The sequence below is a fragment of the Mycoplasma sp. P36-A1 genome (assembly GCF_049478495.1).
Lineage (GTDB): Bacteria > Bacillota_I > Bacilli_A > JAJDGJ01 > JAJDGJ01 > P36-A1.
Window position 1 is genome coordinate 1 of sequence record NZ_CP168083.1, and the last position, 22,381, is coordinate 22,381.

Annotated in this window: 20 protein-coding genes and 1 other annotated feature; of the genes, 15 read left to right on the forward strand and 5 right to left on the reverse strand. The window is 27.5% G+C overall.

The genetic code is table 4. The annotated features are described in order from the left end of the window. The 14 genes from dnaA to ACD762_RS00070 all read left to right on the forward strand — a co-directional run bounded on the left by dnaA (nt 1) and on the right by ACD762_RS00070 (nt 15,662). Nucleotides 1–1,383, forward strand: coding sequence for a chromosomal replication initiator protein DnaA (gene dnaA / locus ACD762_RS00005; protein ID WP_423363768.1), 1,383 nt, complete (start codon nt 1–3; stop codon nt 1,381–1,383). Nucleotides 1,384–1,534: 151 nt separating this feature from the next. Next, nucleotides 1,535–2,638: a DNA polymerase III subunit beta gene (gene dnaN, locus ACD762_RS00010; RefSeq protein WP_423363769.1), complete on the forward strand. Its 1,104-nt coding sequence runs from the start codon at nt 1,535–1,537 to the stop codon at nt 2,636–2,638. Nucleotides 2,639–2,821: 183 nt separating this feature from the next. Further along, entirely contained in the window at nt 2,822–3,508 is a 687-nt protein-coding gene (locus tag ACD762_RS00015; RefSeq protein WP_423363770.1) for a YjjG family noncanonical pyrimidine nucleotidase, read from the forward strand. A gap of 232 nt (nt 3,509–3,740) precedes the next feature. Next, nucleotides 3,741–3,953 (forward strand): S4 domain-containing protein YaaA, encoded by a 213-nt coding sequence (gene yaaA, locus ACD762_RS00020; RefSeq protein ID WP_423363771.1) that lies wholly within the window; start codon nt 3,741–3,743, stop codon nt 3,951–3,953. Beyond that, nucleotides 3,944–5,020, forward strand: a complete 1,077-nt coding sequence (recF, locus tag ACD762_RS00025) for a DNA replication/repair protein RecF (RefSeq protein ID WP_423363772.1) — start codon at nt 3,944–3,946, stop codon at nt 5,018–5,020. Before yaaA ends, recF begins: the two co-directional genes overlap by 10 nt. A 1-nt stretch (nt 5,021) precedes the next feature. Next, nucleotides 5,022–6,938, forward strand: a complete 1,917-nt coding sequence (gyrB, locus tag ACD762_RS00030; protein WP_423363773.1) for a DNA topoisomerase (ATP-hydrolyzing) subunit B — start codon at nt 5,022–5,024, stop codon at nt 6,936–6,938. Between the two features lie 10 nt (nt 6,939–6,948). Then, nucleotides 6,949–9,495: a DNA gyrase subunit A gene (gyrA, locus tag ACD762_RS00035; protein WP_423363774.1), complete on the forward strand. Its 2,547-nt coding sequence runs from the start codon at nt 6,949–6,951 to the stop codon at nt 9,493–9,495. Nucleotides 9,496–9,561: 66 nt separating this feature from the next. Next, on the forward strand, nt 9,562–10,281 hold the full coding sequence (locus tag ACD762_RS00040) for a glycosyltransferase family 2 protein (protein ID WP_423363775.1): 720 nt from the start codon (nt 9,562–9,564) through the stop codon (nt 10,279–10,281). Nucleotides 10,282–10,423: 142 nt separating this feature from the next. Next, nucleotides 10,424–10,644: a binding site (T-box leader), on the forward strand. 44 nt (nt 10,645–10,688) lie between these two features. Continuing rightward, nucleotides 10,689–11,966 (forward strand): serine--tRNA ligase, encoded by a 1,278-nt coding sequence (gene serS, locus ACD762_RS00045; protein WP_423363776.1) that lies wholly within the window; start codon nt 10,689–10,691, stop codon nt 11,964–11,966. Between the two features lie 283 nt (nt 11,967–12,249). After that, the gene (gene ispF, locus ACD762_RS00050; protein WP_423363777.1) at nt 12,250–12,741 is read left to right on the forward strand and encodes a 2-C-methyl-D-erythritol 2,4-cyclodiphosphate synthase; all 492 of its coding nucleotides are present in this window, start codon (nt 12,250–12,252) and stop codon (nt 12,739–12,741) included. After that, on the forward strand, nt 12,725–13,315 hold the full coding sequence (locus tag ACD762_RS00055; protein WP_423363778.1) for a rhomboid family intramembrane serine protease: 591 nt from the start codon (nt 12,725–12,727) through the stop codon (nt 13,313–13,315). Before ispF ends, ACD762_RS00055 begins: the two co-directional genes overlap by 17 nt. A gap of 12 nt (nt 13,316–13,327) precedes the next feature. After that, a complete protein-coding gene (gene gltX / locus ACD762_RS00060) occupies nt 13,328–14,776 on the forward strand; it encodes a glutamate--tRNA ligase (RefSeq protein WP_423363779.1) in 1,449 nt (482 codons plus the stop codon). Beyond that, entirely contained in the window at nt 14,776–15,036 is a 261-nt protein-coding gene (locus tag ACD762_RS00065) for an RNA-binding S4 domain-containing protein (protein ID WP_423363780.1), read from the forward strand. The genes gltX and ACD762_RS00065 overlap by 1 nt, the downstream gene beginning before the upstream one ends. Further along, complete coding sequence (locus tag ACD762_RS00070) at nt 15,036–15,662, forward strand: TetR/AcrR family transcriptional regulator (RefSeq protein ID WP_423363781.1); 627 nt, start codon at nt 15,036–15,038, stop codon at nt 15,660–15,662. The genes ACD762_RS00065 and ACD762_RS00070 overlap by 1 nt, the downstream gene beginning before the upstream one ends. A gap of 118 nt (nt 15,663–15,780) precedes the next feature. Here the strand turns inward: ACD762_RS00070 and ACD762_RS00075 are convergent, their stop codons facing one another. After that, nucleotides 15,781–17,061 (reverse strand): ISL3 family transposase, encoded by a 1,281-nt coding sequence (locus tag ACD762_RS00075; protein ID WP_423363782.1) that lies wholly within the window; start codon nt 17,059–17,061, stop codon nt 15,781–15,783. Between the two features lie 325 nt (nt 17,062–17,386). Here ACD762_RS00075 and ACD762_RS00080 point away from each other — a divergent pair, with 325 nt between their 5' ends. Beyond that, on the forward strand, nt 17,387–17,929 hold the full coding sequence (locus tag ACD762_RS00080) for a ferritin family protein (protein WP_423363783.1): 543 nt from the start codon (nt 17,387–17,389) through the stop codon (nt 17,927–17,929). Nucleotides 17,930–18,038: 109 nt separating this feature from the next. Here the strand turns inward: ACD762_RS00080 and ACD762_RS00085 are convergent, their stop codons facing one another. From ACD762_RS00085 to glmU, 4 genes are all read right to left on the reverse strand, one after another. Beyond that, complete coding sequence (locus ACD762_RS00085; RefSeq protein WP_423363784.1) at nt 18,039–18,980, reverse strand: FUSC family protein; 942 nt, start codon at nt 18,978–18,980, stop codon at nt 18,039–18,041. A gap of 121 nt (nt 18,981–19,101) precedes the next feature. Then, a complete protein-coding gene (gene pth, locus ACD762_RS00090; protein WP_423363785.1) occupies nt 19,102–19,665 on the reverse strand; it encodes an aminoacyl-tRNA hydrolase in 564 nt (187 codons plus the stop codon). Further along, a complete protein-coding gene (locus tag ACD762_RS00095; protein WP_423363786.1) occupies nt 19,666–20,613 on the reverse strand; it encodes a ribose-phosphate diphosphokinase in 948 nt (315 codons plus the stop codon). It lies immediately after the preceding gene. 29 nt (nt 20,614–20,642) lie between these two features. After that, complete coding sequence (glmU, locus tag ACD762_RS00100; RefSeq protein WP_423363787.1) at nt 20,643–22,004, reverse strand: bifunctional UDP-N-acetylglucosamine diphosphorylase/glucosamine-1-phosphate N-acetyltransferase GlmU; 1,362 nt, start codon at nt 22,002–22,004, stop codon at nt 20,643–20,645. Nucleotides 22,005–22,381: the final 377 nt, after the last annotated feature.

Consider the following 22,381-nt stretch of genomic DNA (forward strand, 5'->3'; position numbering starts at 1 on the left):
ATGTCTACTAATCTTGATGCTATTTGGTATCAAACCTTAGAAAATTTAAAAAATTCTGATGAAATATCTAGTTTTACATTCAAAGAAATATTAGAACCTACTACTCTTCATAAATTAGATAATGAATATGCATATGTAGTATTAGAAGATGCAATAGCTGTAGCAACTGCCAAGCAATTTAAAACAACAATTGAGTCTTACTTGCAGGAAGTAGCTAGTTCTAATTATAAAATAAAATTTATCACTGAAGATGATATTGAACATATTGGCTCTAGTGTCATAATTGAAGAAGCAACGCCTAGCTATATAGATGATTTAAATAAAGAGTATCGTTTTGATAATTTTGTTGTTGGTACTAATAATAGAGTTGCTAGAAGGGCTAGTAGTGCAGTTGCTTCTGCTCCAGGTACTGCTTATAATCCATTGTTTATTTATGGTAATCCTGGAATGGGAAAAACACACCTAGTTACAGCAATTGGTAATCAAATTAAATCAGATAAACCTAATATGCGACCTTTGTATGTTTCAAGTAATACTTTAATTAATGACTTTCAAAAATTGATAAGTAAAAAAGAAACTGATAAGATTTATGATCAAAACTGGTTTGATCATAAATATCAAAATATCGATCTTTTAATTATAGATGATATTCAAATGTTAAAATCTAAAGAGAAAACAACGGAAAGTTTCTTTAATATATATAATAATTTATATGAAAAAAACAAACAGATTGTTATTACTAGTGATGTTAGTCCAGGTGAGTTAGATGGTATGACTGATCGTATGATTTCTAGATTTAGTCAAGGTTTAACAGTACGTATTGATCCTTTAGATGTAGAAACTAGTATTCAAATATTAAGATCTAAACTTGAATATCACCAAAAAACGGATTTAGGTAGAGATTGTGCTGCTGATATTATTACTGATGAGGCCTTAGAGTATATAGCAAATAACTTTTCTAAGGATGTAAGAGGTTTAGAAGGTGCTTTAACTACTATTATGTTATTATGTATAGATATTAATGCTGAAAGCTTTTCAATGGATTTTGTTAAGAGTGCTCTTGGAAATATAGAACCAATTGCAGTAGATAAGATTATTAATAAAGATGATATTTTAAATACTATTTCTAAATATTATAATTTAAATAAAAAAGATATAATTGGAAAATCTAGATTAAAAGCATTAGTAACTCCAAGACACATTGCCTTTTATTTATGCCGTACATTATTAGATATGCCTTTTGAAAAAATAGGAGACTGTTATGGTAATAGAGATCATAGTACAATAATGTCTGGATACAATAAGATAAAAAAATTCATTGATACAAATGATGCTGAATATATTGGGGCTATTGAAGATATTAAGGAATTGTTGAAAACTTAGGTATCTATACACATAGTTATCCACTGTTTATCCACATAGTTTTTTGCTATAATAAAAGGGATATAGCTAGTTATCCACAAAAAATTAGCCCCTTTATTATTATTATTTAATAAAATATTATATATACATACACCTGGAGGTAAATAAATTTATGAAAATGAGAATTAAAACAAGTACTTTTTTAAGTGGCTTAAGTAAAGTAAATCATGTAGTTAATTCTAAATCACCGGTACATTCGTTAAATGGTATCTATTTTAAATTAGAAGATACATCTTTAACTTTAATTGGTAGTGATTCAGATATAACTATTAAATGTATTATTGATAATGATTTAGAAATTATAAATACAGGTAGTATTGTAATTCCAAAATTTATTGTAGATATTACAAGAAAAATTGATGATGAATATTTAGAATTAGAATTAATAGATGAAACTATGTTACTTGTAAAAAGTAATAATAGTGAATTTAAGATTAATGGTATTAGTACTGATAATTATCCTATTATTGATTTTGCAATGAATGGAGATAATTTAAACCTAGAATCAAGTATGTTAAAGTCTATTATTAGTGAAACTGTTTTTGCTACAAGCAGTGAAGAAATTAGACCTGTATTGACAGGTGTTAATATGTCTAGTAATGGAAGTATATTAACTTGTGTTGCTACTGATAGTTTTAGACTTGCAAAAAAAGACATTAAATTAGAAAATTTATTTGAGTTTAAAATCACAGTACCTTCAAAATGTCTAAATGAAGTAGCTAAACTACTTTTAGATAAACAAGAATGTAAAGTTTATATTAATCAACAAAGAATTTTATTTGATTTAGGAAAAATAATAGTTCAATCTAGATTGATATCTGGTAATTATCCAGATGTTTCAAAACTATTACCATCTTCTTTTGGAACAGTAATGGAATTAAATAAAAAGCATATTGAAAGTGCATTAGATCGAGCAACTATAATGTCATTGCAATCTAATTACACAGTAACAATAGATGGAAATATGGATAAGCTAACAATATCTTCTAAATCTCAAGAATTAGGTTCTATCAAAGAAAATGTTGATATTGTGAAATTTGAAGGGGAACCAATTATATTATCTTTCAATTCTAAATATGTTTCAGAGGCTTTAAAATCTTTTAATAGTGAAGATGTTATATTCCATTTTAATGGATCAATGAGTCCCTTTATTATTACAAATGAAAATGATGATGCAACATCTATTCAACTAATTTTACCAATCAAAACATATTAATAATGTAACCTTCGGGTTACTTTTTATTTTGAAATATCATTATTTGTAATTAAGCACTTAATATTGCTTAATTTATGATATAAAGCTCTCATACTATTAAATATTTATAATATTCTTATATAAGGCTAAAATACGTGTTATATTTAATGGTAGTTTTAATTAATATAATACAAAGGAGAAAAAATGAAAAAATATAAATTTCTATTATTTGATTTAGATGATACTCTTTTAGATTTTCATAAAGCAGAGTATCATGGAATTAAAAATGTTATGTTAAAATATAACTTAGATTTTGATGAAAAAAAATATGCTATTTATAATACTATAAATCACAAATATTGGAGTATGTTTGAAAAAAATTTAATAGATCAAAAACAAGTTTTAAAATTAAGATTTGAAGAATTTTTTTTAAGATATAATATCAAAGTAGATGGTAAAGAGGTAGATGATTATTATCGTTTACAATTACAAGATGCTGCTTATGTAATTCCAGGTGCAATGCAGTTACTACAAAATTTAAATGAAAAATATGAAATATATGCGGCTACAAACGGTGTAGGTAAAACTCAATATTCTAGACTGGTAAAAAGTAAAATGATAAATTACTTTAATGACTTATTTATTTCCCAAGAAATAGGCTTTAATAAACCGGATATTAATTTCTTTGAATATTGCTTTACTAACATTAAGAATTTTGATAAAAAAAGTACGTTAATGATTGGAGATAGTTTACAATCTGATATTAAAGGTGGTATTGATTCAGGTATAGATACATGTTGGTATAATCCAAATATCATTGAAAATACAACTGATTTCAAAGCTACCTATGAAATAGACAATCTTCAACAAATTTTAAGTATACTAAAATAATATACAGTAAATAGCCTAACTTTGTGATAGGTTATTAGCTTTAATTTTATTATATTTATTAATAAACATAATTATTAATACAACTTAAGAAAGCCTTTATTTTAAAGGCTTTTTACTATGATATAAACTATACAATAATTTGAAAATAAAGCTAAAATATGGTATAATATTATACATATACTAAAGTTTCTAGTTTAGTATTTTATACATATTTTTAATAAGGAATGATTATATGAAAAAAGTAAAAATTAATACAGAATATATTACATTAACTCAATTACTTAAAAATGAGTCTATTATAGGAAGTGGTGGAGAAGCTAAATATTTTTTAGCTGATTATCCTGTTTTAGTAAATAATGAAGAGGAATCAAGAAGAGGGAGAAAACTATATCCTTCAGATGTAATTATTGTCTTAGATGATGAATTTATAATCGAATGATTTTAAATAATTTAGAATATCAAAACTTTAGAAATTTAGTTAATGATAGATTAGTTTTTAGTGAGAATATTAATTTATTCATTGGAAAAAATGGACAAGGTAAAACAAATTTACTTGAAGCTATTTATTTACTTTCAATTACTAAAAGTTTTAAAACAAGTAAACTAAATTACATTAGCAACTATGATCACAAAGACTTTTATGTATCTGGTAGTTTTAAAAAACATAGTTTTAATTACAATATATATTTTTCTTATGTTAATGATAAAAAAAATATTAGCATTAATAATAATTCACAAACTAAATTTAAAGATGTAATTGGCTTATTAAATGCAGTTTTATTTGTTCCTGAAGATTTACAGTTGCTCAAAGGTGGACCAAGCAATAGAAGAAAGATGATGGATATTGAACTATCAAAAATATATCCAAAATATCTAAATGATCTTAGTACGTATCAGCAAATTCTAAAACAAAGAAATATTTTACTGAAAAGTAGTAAGGTTGATTTTTATATATTAGATGCACTTGATACTTTAATGGAACAATATGCTTTAAGTATTTATAAGCAAAGAAAGAAGTTTATTAGTGAACTTAGTTATTTCATTAATCAAAAATATAATGAAATTAGTAATAAATCACAATCTATAAAAATAAAGCTTTTATCAAATCTAAATACGGAAACCAATTTTAAAGAATTATTATTAAAAAATAGAGATAAAGATATTACTATGCAAGTTAGTAATATTGGTATTCACAGGGATGATTTTATAGTGTATCTAGATAGTAAAAATGTTTCTATATACGCATCTCAAGGTGAACAAAGAAGTGTGATTTTAGCAATCAAATTAGCTTTAGTCGACTTTATTTATGACAAAACAAAAGAGTATCCAATACTATTATTAGATGATGTGTTATCTGAATTAGATGATACAAGACAAACAAATTTAATAAAGTATTTAAATAAGAATATACAGACATTTATAACATCAACAAATGTTGATGCTTTAGAAAAAGATATAATTAATAATTCAAAATTATTTTATATTGAACAGGGATTAGTAAAGGAGGCTTAATATGAGTCAAGATAATCATTATGATGCAAGTGACATTCAAGTATTAGAGGGTTTAGAGGCGGTCAGAAAACGTCCAGGAATGTATATAGGTACAACTTCTTCTAGAGGTTTACACCACTTAGTATGGGAAATTGTCGATAATTCAATAGATGAAGCACTTGCTGGGTTTGCATCTATAATTACAATCACAATTGGTAAAGATAACATAATTACTGTTACAGATGATGGTAGAGGTATTCCAACTGATTTAAACGATAAAACTGGAAAATCTACTGTAGAGACTGTTTATACTATTTTACATGCAGGTGGTAAATTTGGTGGAGGCGGTTATAAAGTTTCAGGTGGACTTCATGGTGTAGGTGCAAGTGTTGTAAATGCATTATCTGAATATTTAGATGTAACTGTTTATAGAGATGGTAACAAATATTATCAAAAATTTGTCAATGGTGGAGAACCGGTTGAAGATTTGAAAATAATTGATAGTGGCTATGATAAAACTGGTACTGTTGTATCGTTTAAAGCAGATCCAACAATCTTTACTGAAACTACTGTTTATGAATATGAAATATTAAGAGAAAGAGTAAATCAATTAGCTTTCTTAAACAAAGGTATAAAAATTGTTTTAAGTGATGATAGAGAAGAAGAAAAATCAGAAACTTTTCACTATGAAGGTGGAATTAAACAATATGTTGAATACTTAAACAAAAATAAAGAAGCACTTTTTGAAAATGTTATATATGTAGAGGTTGAAGAACAAGGAATAGTTGTTGAAGTGGCTTTACAGTACAATACAACATACTCTACTAATCTATATAGCTTCTGTAATAATATTAATACATATGAGGGTGGAACACATGAAGATGGGTTTAGAATGGCTTTAGCCCGTGTAATTAATAATTATGCTAGAACTAATAATTTAATAAAAACAAATGATGACAGTATTTCTCAAGATGATACAAAAGAAGGATTAACTGCAATTGTTTCAATTAAGCATCCTAATCCTCAATATGAAGGTCAAACTAAAACTAAATTAGGTAATACAGAAGTTAGAGGTATTACAAGTAAAGTATTTGGTGATGCAATGGCTGCCTTTTTATTAGAAAATCCAGCAGTTGCTAAACAAATAGTTGAAAAATCAGTAACAGCCCAACAAGCTAGAGTTGCTGCAAAAAAAGCTAGAGAACTAACACGTAGAAAAAGTGCGCTTGAAATTTCTAGTTTACCAGGAAAATTAGCTGACTGCTCAAGTAAAAATGCTGCAGAATGTGAACTATATATAGTCGAAGGTAATAGTGCTGGTGGTAGTGCAAAACAAGGTAGAGATTCAAGAACACAAGCAATTTTACCATTAAGAGGAAAAGTTTTAAATGTAGAAAAAGCTCGTATTGATAAAGTTTTTGCTAATGCTGAAATTAGATCAATGATTACTGCTCTTGGAACTGGTATAAGTGATGAGTTTGATATAGAAAAAGCTAGATACCATAAAATTGTAATTATGACAGATGCTGATGTAGATGGAAGTCATATTAGAACTTTAATGCTTACATTTTTCTATCGTTTTATGAGACCATTAATAGAACATGGATATTTATATATTGCACAACCTCCACTTTATAAATTAGAGCAAGGTAGCAAAGTTGAATATGCATATAGTGATGATGAAATGGATAGTCTTAAAAATAATTTTAATTTAAATCAAAAAATTAATTTACAAAGATATAAAGGGTTAGGAGAAATGAACCCTGAACAATTATGGGATACTACAATGAATCCAGAACATAGAATTTTATTACAAGTTACTTTAGATGATGCGCTAGAAGCTGATAAAGTATTTGAAATGTTAATGGGAGATGATGTGCTGCCTAGAAGAGAATTCATTCAAAATAATGCAGTGTATGTTAAAAATTTAGATATCTAGGAGGCTAATCATGGAAGAAAATAAAAATAATGAAAATGTAGATGAACAACTAGAAACTCAAACAGATGAGTCTGTAGAAAAAGAAAAAGAATATGATAAAGTAATTGGTATTAATATTTCAAATGAAATGAGAACTTCATTTCTAGATTATGCAATGTCAGTAATAGTTGCTCGTGCACTACCAGATGTTAGAGATGGATTAAAACCAGTCCATAGACGTATTATTTTTGCAATGAATGCTATAGGACTATATGCTGATAAACAATATCGTAAAAGTGCTACAGTAGTCGGTGAAGTTTTAGGTAAGTATCACCCACATGGTGATAGTAGTGTATATGATGCAATGGTTAGAATGGCTCAAGACTTTAGTTTTAGATATCCATTAGTAAATGGTCATGGAAACTTTGGATCTATAGATGGTGATGAAGCAGCAGCAATGCGTTATACTGAAGCAAAAATGTCTAAAATAGCAATGGCATTAGTTGAAAATATAAATGAAGATACCGTAGATTTCGTTGATAATTTTGATGCAAGAGAAAAAGAACCATCAGTAATGCCTTCAAGATATCCAAATCTATTAGCAAATGGTGCATCAGGAATAGCTGTAGGTATGGCAACCAATATTCCACCTCATAACTTAGGTGAGCTTATTGATGCTATCAAAGCATTAATGGATGATCCAGAAATAACTACTAATGAACTTCATGAAAAATATATATTTGGACCTGATTTTCCAACAGGTGCTTTAATATTAGGTAAATCAGGAATACGAAAAGCATTTGAAACAGGTCGTGGACCAATTATAATGCGTTCAGTTACTGATATAGAAGAAATGAAAAATGGTAAGAAACGAATTGTAGTTACAGAAATTCCATATCAAGTTAACAAAGCTAGTTTAGTAGAAAAAATAGCCGATTTAGCACGTGAAAAAAGAATAGAAGGTATAACTGATTTAAGAGATGAATCAAATAGAAATGGTATTAGAATTGTTATTGAACTTAGAAAAGATGTTAATGCTGAAGTTTTGTTAAATCAACTTTATAAATTGACATCATTACAAGCTTCATTTAATGTAAATGCTTTATCATTAGTAAATGGTAAGCCAGAACTATTAGGCTTAAAACCAATGCTTAAACTATATCTAGATCATCAAATAGAAGTAATTGTAAGAAGAACAAAATTCAGATTGAAAAAAGCAGCTGATAGAGCTCACATTTTAGAAGGATTAAAAATAGCTTTAGATAATATTGATAGAGTTATTTCTATAATAAGAGGTTCAGCAAATGATGCTGAAGCAACAAGTCAATTATCAGCAGAATTTGGACTAAGTGAAGCTCAAACCAAAGCTATTTTAGATATGAGACTTGCTAGATTAACAGGATTAGCAAGAGAAAAACTGGAATTAGAATTAACAGAGTTACATAAGACAATGGCATATTTACAAGATATCTTAGATAATCATTACCGCGTTTTAGAAATAATTGGTGAAGAATTAGAAGAGATTAGAAATAAATTTGCTGATAAAAGAAGAAGTGAAATCATTGCTGGTTCATTTGATTTAGAAGATGAAGATTTAATACCACAAGAAGATATCATTATTACAATGACAACTAATGGTTATATAAAAAGACTTCCAGAAGATACTTACAGAATCCAAAATAGGGGAGGAAGAGGTATTAAAGGAATGAGCACTAATGAAGGTGATGATGTAGATCAAATAATAACATTATCAACACATGATTTCTTATTTGCATTTTCAAATAAAGGTAAAGTGTATAGAATAAAAGGTTATCAAGTACCAGAATTTACTAGAACAGCAAAAGGTCTACCAATAGTCAATTTACTTCAATTAGATGAAGATGAATCAATATTAACATTAATGAGTGTTAAAGATTCAGAAGAAGATCGTTATATGTTTTTAGCTACTAAAAATGGTACAGTAAAAAGAACTAAATTATCAGAATTTGACTCAATTAGACAATCAGGTAAAATAGCAATATCACTAAAAGAAGATGATGAACTGTTTGGGGTTAAATTAACAGATGGAAAAGCTGAAATCTATATTGGATCTACCAATGGTAAATTAGTAAGATTTGATGAAGATCAAATAAGAATTATGGGTAGAACTGCAGCAGGTGTTAGAGGAATAAACTTAGAAGGTGACAACAAGGTAGTAGGTTTAGCAACATCACTTGAAGGAAATAAAATATTAGTAATGAGTGAAAATGGCTATGGTAAATTATCTGATGTTGAAGAGTATAGAAAATCAAACAGAGGTGCAAAAGGAGTTAAAACCCTTAATATTACAGAGAAAAATGGTAATTTAATCGATTTAAGAGCTGTTTATGGTAATGAAGATGCTATAATCTCTACTAGTTCTGGAATTGTGATTAGAGTATCATTAGAACAAGTTAACACTATAGGAAGAAATAGTATTGGTGTAAGAATAATTAAAGTTGATGAAGGTCATACAGTATCAACAGTAAGTATTGTTCAAGCTTCTCCAGAAGTAGAAGAAGATAGTGAAAACTTAGAAGAAACAAAAGAAATTGTATAATTATTTAATATATTAAAGTTAGGGAATATACATTGTATATTCCCTTTATAGAAAGGAAAATTTAAAATGCTTAGTATTATAATACCAGCATATAATTCAGAAAAATTTGTTCTAAGAGCCTTAAATAGTATTGCAGATCAAACATTCATAGATTATGAAATAATTATAATTAATGATGGTTCAACAGATAATACATTAAAACTTATTACCAAATTCAAAGAGAAACATGCTAATATAGATATGACAATATTTGATATAATAAATCAAGGACATGGTGCTGCAAGAAATCTAGGTATAGAGCATGCAAAGCATGAATATATATGGTTTGTTGATGCTGATGATTTTATTTATAATAAATATTCATTTGAAAAAGCAGCATTAGATTTAAATAAATATAAACCAGACTTATATATATTTAGTGTTTTTGAAACAAATTTTGGTAAAAGAAAAAAAGTATGGAATTTCGCAAAAAAAGATAAACTTACAACAATAAAAGAAAGTCCATATTTATATTTATCACAATCATGGTCCTGGAATAAACCTGTTAAAAGATCACTTCTAATAGATAATAATATTAGATTTAATTCAGAATTAATGTTTGAGGATATTTATCTTTTTAGTGAAATATATCCAAAAACAAAAAGTATTTACATATCAACTGATATAAAATATGTGTATGTAAAGCATGAGGATTCGCTTACAGGTTCACTCAAGAATTTCAAAAAGTATCCACAAGCATTAACTCATGCATCAATATCAATGGTAAAAACAATTTTTAAAAAATAAATTATATTAAAGAATTATATCAATATGCATGTATAAATAAATAAAATTAATGATAATTGCTTAATATATGACTAAAAATAAAAATTATTTCTTTTATCATTGACTTTAGTATTTTAGTGTTCTATAATACTTGCAAGAAATAAAAAAAGCAATGATCTGGATAAGTAAGTAATTAAGTATTTAAAGAGAGCTAGTGTATGGTGTAAACTAGTAATACAATTATTGAAATCAACCAAGGAGTTGAATGATGAAAACTTAAGTTAGTATTCATTCACGGCTAGACACCGTTAACGTTTGAGTTTGTTTCACTGTTTCACGTGAAACAATAAATTAGGGTGGTACCACGACTTCTTCGTCCCTAGACGAGGAAGTCTTTTTTTGTAAAAAAAACATAGGAGGATAAGAAAATGTTAGATATTAAATTAGTTAGAGAAAATGTAGATGGTTTAATTGCGAAATTAAATACAAGAGGTCAAGATTATAGTAATCTTAAAGATGTAGTAAAATACGATGAGGAAAGAAGAGTACTACTTAACAAAGTAGAAGAATATAAGGCTCTAAGAAACGAGACTTCAAAGAAAATTGGAGAGATGAAAAGAAATAACGAAGATGTCACTGAAATAATGGCAACAGTAGATCACTATGCAGATGATATTAAATCAATAGATGATCAAGTAAAGGATTTAGATTTAAAAATATTTGAGATAATGGCAAATACACCAAATGTTCCACGTGAAACAGTTCCGGTTGGATTAGATGAAGATGACAACGTTTTACTAAGAGAAGTTATGGAAAGAACAAAGTTCGATTTTAAAGCAAAACCACATTATGAAGTTGCAGAAGCATTAGATATAGTTGATTTTGAAAGAGCTGCAAAACTTACAGGAAGTAGATTTGCGATATTAAAAGGACAAGGTGCTAGATTAGAAAGAGCTTTATATAACTTTATGATAGATTTCCATACAACAAAACATGGTTTTACTGAATATGTTCCACCATATATGGTAAATACAAAAACAATGTTTAATACAGGACAATTACCAAAATTCGAAGAAGATATGTTTGGAGTAAATGATACAGACTACTGGTTAATTCCGACATCTGAAGTTCCATTTACAAACTATAATGCTGGAGAAACATTAATTAATCCAGAATTACCAAAGAAATTTACAGGAGTTACTCCTTGTTTCAGAAGAGAAGCAGGATCAGCTGGTAGAGATACAAGAGGGCTTATCAGACAACATCAATTTAATAAAGTAGAAATGGTTATGTATGCTCATCCAGATAAATCATATGAAGCATTAGATACATTAACTGACTATGCAGAAAATATTTTAAAAGCATTAAAATTACCATACAGAGTTATTACACTTTGTACAGGAGATATGGGATTTGGAGCAGCACAAACAAATGATATTGAAGTATGGATGCCAGGTTTTGATACATATAGAGAAATCAGCAGTTGTTCAAATTGCGAAGACTTCCAAGCACGTAGAATGAATTTAAAATTTAAAACAGATGATATGAAAAAAGCTGAATTCCTTCATACATTAAATGGATCAGGATTAGCTGTTGGAAGAACATTTGCAGCATTAATAGAAAATTACCAAAATGAAGATGGTACAGTAACTATACCTGAAGCATTAATTCCTTATATGGGTGGAGTAACAAAAATAGAGTTATAAGCTTAAAACCTTACTAGAAATAGTGAGGTTTTTTTATGTAAATAAATAGTTAAATGTATAGAATTTACACATTATAATTAGTAGAGTATATAAATAAATATAATTGTATTAATGTCTATAACTATTAGAAAATACGTATAATTCAAGAAATAATATCATATTAAATAGAATAGTAAAAAAAATTGATATGAACTTAAAAGATTCACTAAATTTATACATTATTGTATTTAATTATTTACACAATTAATGTACAATATATTTAGCAGTAAGGGGTGAGATAACTATGAATATTAGAATTGGTCAATCGACTGACATACATCAACTTTTAAGTAATGAAAAGCTTATACTAGGTGGGGTAGAAATTGAATCAGATTTAGGTACAGTTGCTCATAGCGATGGAGATATATTAGTTCATGCAATTACTGAATCTATTATTGGAGCATTAGGCAAAGGCGATTTAGGAACCTGGTTTAGTGATGAAGATAATTCAAATAAAAATAGAAGTTCATTAGAAATGCTTAAAGAAGTTGTTGCTTATATGAAACAAGTGAATTATTCAATATGTAATATTGATACATTAATATTAGTGGAGAAACCAAAGATAAAAAAGTACTCTGACATGATGAAAACTAATATATGTAAAGTATTAGAGATAGAAAATGATTTACTTAATATTAAAGCTACAAGAGGAGAAAAAATTGGCTTCGTTGGAAGAAGGGAAGGGATAGTAGCACAAGCAGTAACGCTACTTGTAAAAAATGGAGAGAAACAATAAATTTATAATTATCATAGCATTAAATATTGTAGTATATGCAATTATGATGATGGCTAGTTCAAGTTATGCAGCATCAGGTGTTAGCCAAAGTCAGTATACTTATTTAACATTAGGGGCATATGGCCCATTTGTATTAGGAGAAAACCAATGGTATAGAATAATCACATATGCATTTGCACATGCTGACTTAATACACTTGGGAATGAACATGTTAGCACTATATTCATTAGCAGATCCAGTAATAAGATTTACTAGTGAAAAATTTGCAATCATAGCTTATTTCATTGCAGCAATAGTTAGTGGTTTAGGAGTAACATTCTTTACAGATACTATCGTAATTGGTGCTTCTGGAGCAGTTTATGGATTATTTGGAATATTACTATATTATGCATATAAACTTAGTAAACAAGGCTATAATGACTTATTAAGAGCATATGGTCCGGTGATATTAATTAACGTACTAATATCTTTAACACCGGGAGTAAGCTTAGCTGGTCATTTCTTTGGATTATTAGCAGGAGTAGTTTCAGCATACGTATACGATAAAAAAATTAGAAGAAATTATTGGAGATAAAGGAGTTTTAAGATGAGAAGAGTAAGAGTAAGATATGCACCAAGTCCAACAGGACATTTACACATAGGTGGTGCTAGAACAGCATTATTTAATTATGTTTATGCAAAACATCATAAAGGAGACTTTATATTTAGATTAGAAGATACAGATATTGAAAGAAATATTGAGAATGGTGAAGCAAGTCAATTAGATAACTTAGCTTGGCTTGGTATAATTCCTGATGAGTCACCTATTAATCCAGGTAAATACGGACCATATAGACAAACAGAAAGACTTGATTTGTACAGAGAGTATGCTCAAAAATTAGTAGATGCAGGTTTAGCATATGAATGTTATTGTACTACAGAAGAATTAGATGAAAGTCGTGCTAGACAAGAAAAAGAAGGACAATTTTCATTTAGATATGAAGGTACTTGTAAAAATTTAACACAAGAACAAAAAGATGCATACAAAGCTGAAGGAAGAAAACCTGCCATTAGATTTGCAGTTGATCAAGAAGCAGAATATAAATGGAATGATATTGTAAGAGGAGATGTATCATTTACAGGAAAAGATATTTCAGATTGGGTTATTATTAAATCAAATGGAATAGCAACATATAACTTTGCAGTAGTTATTGATGATTTGTTAATGGAGATTTCACATGTATTCAGAGGTGAAGAACACATATCAAATACTCCAAAACAATTAATGATTTATGAAGCATTAAAAGCTGAAGCGCCTCAATTTGGTCATTTAACATTAATTGTTAATGAAGATAGAAAAAAATTATCTAAACGTGATGAAACAATTATGCAATTTGTTAGTCAATATCGTGAAGAAGGTTATAAAGCTGAAGCATTATTCAACTTCTTTATTTTATTAGGTTGGTCACCAGAAATAGAAGAAGAAATATTCACTGAAGAACAAATTATTGAAATGTTTGATGAAAAAAGATTATCAAAATCACCATCAATGTTTGATAAAAAGAAACTACATTGGATTGATAATGAATATATAAAGGCAGAATCTGAAGAAGATACATATAATTTTGTCTTACCATACATTGAAAAAGCTTTCGATTTATCTGAAAAGAGTACAGAATGGAAACAACTAATTATTACTTTATTTAAACCTCAATTACACTATGCAGCAGAAATAGTACCTTTAGTGCAACCATTCTTTGATGCACATAGTTTAAGTGAAGAAGATATAGCATTTTTAACTGAAGTCAATGCAACAGCTGTATTAACAGCCTTTAAGGAAAAAATATTATCTGAAGAAGACTTCCATGAAGAAAAATTAAAAGCAGATATTAAAGCAGTAGGAAAAGAAGTAGGAGCAAAAGGAAAAGGATTATTTATGCCAATAAGACTTGCTGTTTCAAGTAAAAAAAGTGGTGCAGATTTACCAACAGTTATAGAATTATATGGAAAAGAAAAAGCTGTTGAAAATATAGATAAGACACTGGAGTTATTATAGTGAGAATTGATAAATTCCTACAAGTAAGCAGAATTATAAAAAGAAGAGCTGTAGCAAAAGAAATAGTTGAAAAAAAACGAGTGAAAATAAACGATAAAGTTGCGAAACCATCAACAATAGTAGAAGAAAACGATAACTTAGAAATTAGATTTGGAGATTATAAACTAATTTTAAAAGTATTAAAAGTTGAAGAAAAAGTAAAAAAAGAAAACGCAGCAGAAATGTATGAAATTATAGAGAAAAAGGAGATAATAGACTAATGGATTTAGAAAAATTATCACGCACAAAATCAAAGCGTAAAAAGAATATTATAGATAAAGCATATAAGATGTTCCTTGAAAGAGGGATATCTTCAACATCAATGAATGATATAGCTGAAGCATGTAATATTACACGTAGAACAATTTATAATTATTTCGAATCAAAAACCGATTTATTATATTATCTAATGACAAAAATAACAAAAGAGGTAGATCCAGATTTTCATTTACTGTATAATGAAGATTTATCAGCAACAGAAAATATGAGATCACTACTTCAAAGAAACTTTGAAAGTTATTATAGCCATATGACTGACTTTTTATTTATAACACAAGTAAGAATTTATTTAAGCTATCGTTTAAAAACACCTTTAAGTGATGTTGATTCTGATGATATGCATATAGCATTTATAAATGAAATAAAAATGTTAATTGATTTAGGTGAAAAAACTAAAGAATTTAAGAAACAAACTATTGATAGTAAAGAAACAGCAAAATTAATTTATAGAAGCTTATATGGTTATTTATCAAATATTACAATCGGAATTAAAGTAGATAAAGAAAAATATAAAGAAGAGTGTATGTTTTTTGAGAATATGATAATAGAATATTTAACAGGACAATAGGTAGTATAAGAAGGTAAATTAGCGGCTCTTTGTCAAATAGGGTGGAATTTTACAATTTGATATATGAGTTAGTACAGGATATAACAGAAATGTTGTATCCTTTTTTTATCCTTTATCGCTATACAATTAATAATTCTTGTATCATTATTCTAGTTTTTAATCTTTCAAATCTTCTAAACCCGCAAGATATTGTTTTTAACTTCTTGAATTTAGATATTGTACCTTCTATTATTCCATTATTATACTCAACATCGAAACTATCTTTAATATATTCATAATACTTAATAAAGGTAGATATACAAGTTTTAATTTTATCTGAAGCTAATTTATTAGGCTGATCAATTGTTTTCTTAAACATTTCCATATTATTGTATTTTAAAGAAAATAGTAAATCTTGATATATTTCATAATTATTTTTAAAGTCCTCATTATTCTCGATTAAATAATTTATAATTGCTTTATTGTTTGTAAACTTATAATTAAAGGTTGCATGCTTAAACATCACTTCTGAAAGATTCTCTTTTAACTGTAATATAGGTTTCCAAAAATTTTTGAACTTATTTCTGTTTTTTTCATCTGCATTCATAATTGCAACTCTAGTTTTATTAAAGGCTCTAGTTAAATTCTGATAAATATGAAATCTATCTAATATTATTTTAGCATTAGTAAAGACATTTTTAATGATTTCAATATAAGGTGTATACATATCAATTACAATATATTCAACATTATCAATAGCTTCTTTTGTATAGTAGCTAAAATAGTTCTCTAAGTAAGCTTTTTGCCTGTTTTCTACGATATCTAGTAGCTTTCTTTTTTCACCGTCCATAATAACAAAGGACATATTGCCATCAGCATCTTTAGTAGATTTAAACTCATCAAAATGAAGTACTTTTGGTAAATAGGATTTAATAGTAGTAGATTTAGCAGCCTCTGCATAAGTATCTAATACTCTAAAAACAGAATGTGTAGATACATTATGATCTTTAGCAATATAAGTACAAGTAAGCATATCAGTTAATTTAAGAGCAATAAGATATTTAACTTTATTAGAAATAAAACATCCAGGATTTGTTAGAGTATTAGCAGGAATAAAAGTTTTATTACATTCCATACATTTGTAACGAGTTTTAGTAAGCTTTAAATAAGCATCAAAACCAGAAACCATAGGTAATTTAATAAGAGATACTTTTTTATTATGTACATAAAATTTATTATGAACTTTATTACATTTAGGACAAACATTATCATTAAAAAATAGAATTCCATAAAAAACTTTAGAAATATTATCTTTAATTTTTTCATCTTGAAATTTATATATGTTAATATTGGAGTCTTTAATTCCAATAATTTCTTTTAATTCTTTATTGTTTTTATTAATTATGTTATTATTAATCATGACATTTATCTCCTTAATTTAGTTTTGTCGCTTAAATTATAACAAAGATAAATGTCTTTTTCTTTATATTAACAATTTAAGGGTGGATAACATTTCAAGTAATACTTGAATTTGTTATTCCACCCTATAAATTATAGAACCAAATTAGCATATGCTAATATACCTTCTTTTTCTAATTTTTACTACCAATACATAGAATATCCTTATAAACAAAAACGCCACATAATAGTCACAATGTTATAATACAGTTAAATTTTTTAGAATATATTGCTTTTTTGTGTAAAGTTTCGTATAATTAAGGTAGTTAAAACGGGAGGTATAGAAAATGAAAAAATATAAATGTACAGTTTGTGGTCATATTCAAGACACAAACCATAAATGCGAATTATGCGGTGTAGGACCAGAAAAATTTGTAGAAGTTGAAATAGATGAAGAAAATTTAGTATGGGCTCAAGAACATGAATTAGGTTCAGCTAAAGGTGTAGATGCTGAAATTTATGCAGGATTATTAAGCTGCTTTGATGCAGAAGTAACTGAAGTTGGAATGTACTTAGCTATGGCACGTGTTGCATATAGAGAAGGATATCCTGAAATTGGTGAAGTTTTAAGACAAATAGCATGGGAAGAAGCAGATCACGCTGCAAAATTTGAAGAGTTAGCTCAAGACAAAATTTTCAGTACTACTAAAGAAAACTTAAACAAAATGATTCATGGTGAAAATGGAGCATGCGAATTAAGATGGGAAATTGCTAAAAAAGCAAAACAACTAAACTTAGATGCAATCCATGATACAGTTCATGAAATCTCTAAAGATGAAGCTAGACATGGTAAAGCTTTACAAGGATTATTAAAAAGATATTTCCAATAATCAAATTAAAATAACAAAAAAAAGTTGTAACACAGTACAAATTGTATAATGTGTTACAACTTTTTAATTTATCTCTACTTTAATTTTATGTACAAGAAATATAAGGATATTAATATTCATATAGTTTGTTTAAATAATCATTTAATGAGGCTAGAAAACTTGAATTTGAAAAGAAGTCATATTTAGATGTATTGTTTAAATATATTTTTCTTATCTGATCTCGTATATTTGGAATTTTAGATTTATCTTGTTCGTAATGACGAATAAAATCTAATTGTTTAAGAACAGGAATTATCTCATCTCTTAAATCTGGAGAAAGTAAAGGTAGTTCAACTATAACATCTACCTGAGATAAAACAAGTTCGACTTCTTTAAGTCTTTCTAACAACATATTTTTTCTACTTTTTGATATAAATCTCAACTTTAATTCTTTTTTAATAATATCACGTTCATCTTTAAGGTCACTAAGATAAGAATTTATAGCTAAAGCTGAATATTCATCTTGATCATTAGCCATATAAATATGTATAAACCTGTTTAAATATTTTACAACCTTATTTAAATCATCGCCTTTTTTTGGTCTAAAAAGAATAATATTAACTAATAAAGCAACAAACATACCATAGATATTTGCAACAATTCTAATAAATGAACGATCAAATAGTGATTCCATATTATTTGATAAATACAGTATAGAAAATAAGACAAATGCTGCAGTTAAATAAGTTTCTTGAATATTAGTATGTTTAATTACTAAAAATAAGCAAAAGATAGCGATGCTAACACTAAAAGCATTAATACCAAAAAGTAAAGAAAAGACAATTGCAAAAACTACCCCAATAATGTTTGCAAAGGTTTGATTTAGTATTTCATTAATTGATAAATAAATTGATTGTTGCATAGTTTTTAAAGAACCAACTCCTGCAAAAAATGAATCAATACCAAATAGGGGAGCAGTAATTAAACTAATGAAAAAACCTATACATGTCTTAATGATTCTTAAAGGAAAATTATCCTTTATATAACGTACTATTTTTTTAATTCGACGCATAATTACCTCCTTCTCTAATATTAATAATAGCATTTTTCCACTAAATCACAAAGCATAGTATATTAAAAAAACTATAAAATGAAAAAAGAAAACTAGTAATTATAAATTACTAGTCTTCTTTTTAGATTTTATTATTAAATTTATTCATTACTAAATCAAAACTTTCAGAACAAAAATCAATAGCAGCATCACTTGCAGTATTAATTGCAACTGATAATATATCAATCTCTTCTTCTCTAAATTTTGATAGGACATAATCTTTTACATCTGGAATTGTTTTCTTACCAATACCGACGCGTATTCTTGAAATTTGCTCTGTTTTAAAATGTTGGATAATATTTTTCATACCTCTTTGTCCACCACTAGAACCTTTAGCTCTAAGTCTAATTTTACCAACTTCAGTATCCATATCATCATAAATAACTAAAATATCTTCATCATTTATATCAAAATAATCTGCAAATTTAATAAGACATTCTCCACTTAGATTCATGTAAGTAAGAGGCTTAAGTATTATAACCTTTTCATTATTGACAAATCCTTGATAATATAATCCATTGAACTTTTCTTTATCTAAAGAAATATCCAATTTTTTACAAATACTATCAACTACTAGAAATCCAGCATTATGTCGAGTATTTTCATACTCTTTACCAGGATTTCCTAGTCCTACAATTAATTTCATTTAACCAATTTTAACTGCTAAACTAACAGGTTTTGCCTGAACAATATGATCAATTACAGCAGCAATAATTGGTGCAACACTTAATACTTGTATTTTATCAATTTGTTTTTCGCCACTTAATTCAATTGTATTTGTAGTGACAATATATTCAATTACAGATTCTTCTAGTCTTTGAATAGCAGGTCCAGATAAAACAGCATGTGTACAACAAGCATAAACTTTAGTTGCTCCTAAATCTTTAATTGCTTTAGCACCAGCACAAATAGTACCAGCTGTGTCAATCATATCATCAATCAAAATTGCAGTCTTTCCTTTAACATCACCAATAATGTTCATTACTTCCATAACATTTGGTTTTGGTCTTCTTTTGTCAATAATTGCAATAGGGCAATTAAGTATTTTTGCTAAGCTACGAGCTCTAGTAGTACCACCATGATCAGGAGATACAACAACTAAGTCTTCTGTCTCAGCCATTTTTGTAAAGTGAGTAGCTAATAAAGGTAATCCATAAATATCATCAATTGGAATAGTAAAGAATCCTTGAATTTGTGGAGCATGTAGATCGAATGTAACAACTCTATCTGCACCAGCAGTTTGTAGCATATCAGCTACTAATCTAGATGTAATTGGTTGTCTTGGTTTCGCTTTACGATCTTGTCTTGAATACCCATAATAAGGCATAATAACATTTATTGATTTTGCACTAGCTCTTTTACAAGCATCCATCATAATTAAAAGTTCCATCAATGACTCATTGACAGGATTACTAGTAGATTGAATGATATAAATATTTTTACCACGAACAGATTGACCTAATTCAATAAGTGTCTCTCCATCTGCAAACTTATGAACATCTACTAGACCAGCTTCTAAACCAAGAATTGTACAAACCTCTTGTGCTAACTCCTTACTTCTAGTTAATGAAAAAATTAAAGTGTCCTCTAACATTGTGAATAAATCCTCCTAAATTTTTTTAATTATTTTTCCTTAGAAAAATAACCTTCTTTGTTAATTTGTCGTTTTCGACCAATTGCTAAACTATCAACTGGAACATTATCAGTTACTGTAGTACCAGCTGCTATAAATGAACCATCTCCAATATTAACAGGTGCAATTAAATTTGCATTGCAACCAAGGAAACAGTCATTACCAACTATTGTTTGATGCTTTTTAGCACCATCATAATTTACTGTGATTACTCCACAACCAACGTTTGTATTTTTACCAACAGTAGCATCACCAATGTAAGATAAATGAGCAGATTTACTACCCTTGCTAAAAGTAGTAGACTTAAACTCTACAAAATTACCAATCTTACAATCATCTTCTATAACTACATTTGCTCTCATTCGGGCAAATGGACCAATCTTAACATTATTCTTAATTTCAGTATCAGTTATATGTGAAAACTCTATTGAGTTATGATCACCGATAACTGAATTCTCTATATATGTATCAGGACCTATATAACAATCTTCTCCAATAACAGTATTACCATAAATCATAGTATTTGGATAAATTATTGTATCCATTCCAATTGTTACATCATTACCAATATAAGTATTTTTAGGATCTACTATAGTAACACCATTACACATATGAAACTCATTAATACGTGTTTGTAACATTAAAGCTGCAAAAGATAAAGTTTTTCGATCGTTAATACCAATAGTTTGTTCTAAATCATGAAGTATTAAACCATCAACTTTTAAGTTGTTTTCATACATAATAGATATTACATCAGTTAAGTAATATTCATTTTGAGCATTACTATTTCCTATTAAAGATAAAGCTTTAAACAATTCTTTATTATCAAAAATATATGTACCAGTATTAAATTCAGATATTCTTAATTGTTGAGGAGTTGCATCCTTACATTCAACAATTGCTTGAACATTATCATCTTTATCACGAATAATTCTTCCATATGATAAAGCATCTTCTAAAGAACCAGTAAGTATAGTAGCCTTATTTTCTTTCTCTACATGATACTTAATTAACTGTTCAATAGTAGAACTAGATATAAGTGGAGTATCTCCACAAATTACAATAGTAATTCCATCAACATCTTCTAATAATTCTTTTGCCATCATAACAGCATGTCCAGTACCAAGTTGTTCAGTCTGATAAACATACTTACTCTTATCTAAAACTACATCCTTAACCATTTCAGATTGAAATCCAATAACTGAAATAATATCAGAAACATTAGCCTTTTTTAAATTATCTATAACATGCAAAATCATCGGTTTATCCAAAACATTATGAATGACTTTTGGATAGCGAGACTTCATTCTTGTACCTGCACCTGCTGCAAGCACAACTGCATTAATTTTCATCTAATCACCTCTCATTTAATTATAACAATAAACACTTCAATTGTGAATTATTACCAAGGAAATATCCTAAATAATTCACATACCGCTAACATTTTAACTTAAATACTCACAATTCTATAAATATAATAAATTCAATTAATGTAAATAATTATAGATATTACTAATATTCAATAAATATGTCTTGAACTATACACCTTTTCAATTTTAAATGCTGTACATTATATTTTCAAGCAAAGTACAAGTAATCAAATTTAAACTGTATAAAAATATGGAAATATACAATAAAAAAATAGAAAAGTGATTATATAACAGAAACTATAACCTAGCATACAATCAAATTCATGAAATGAAAGACATATCCTAAAATAAGGAAATAA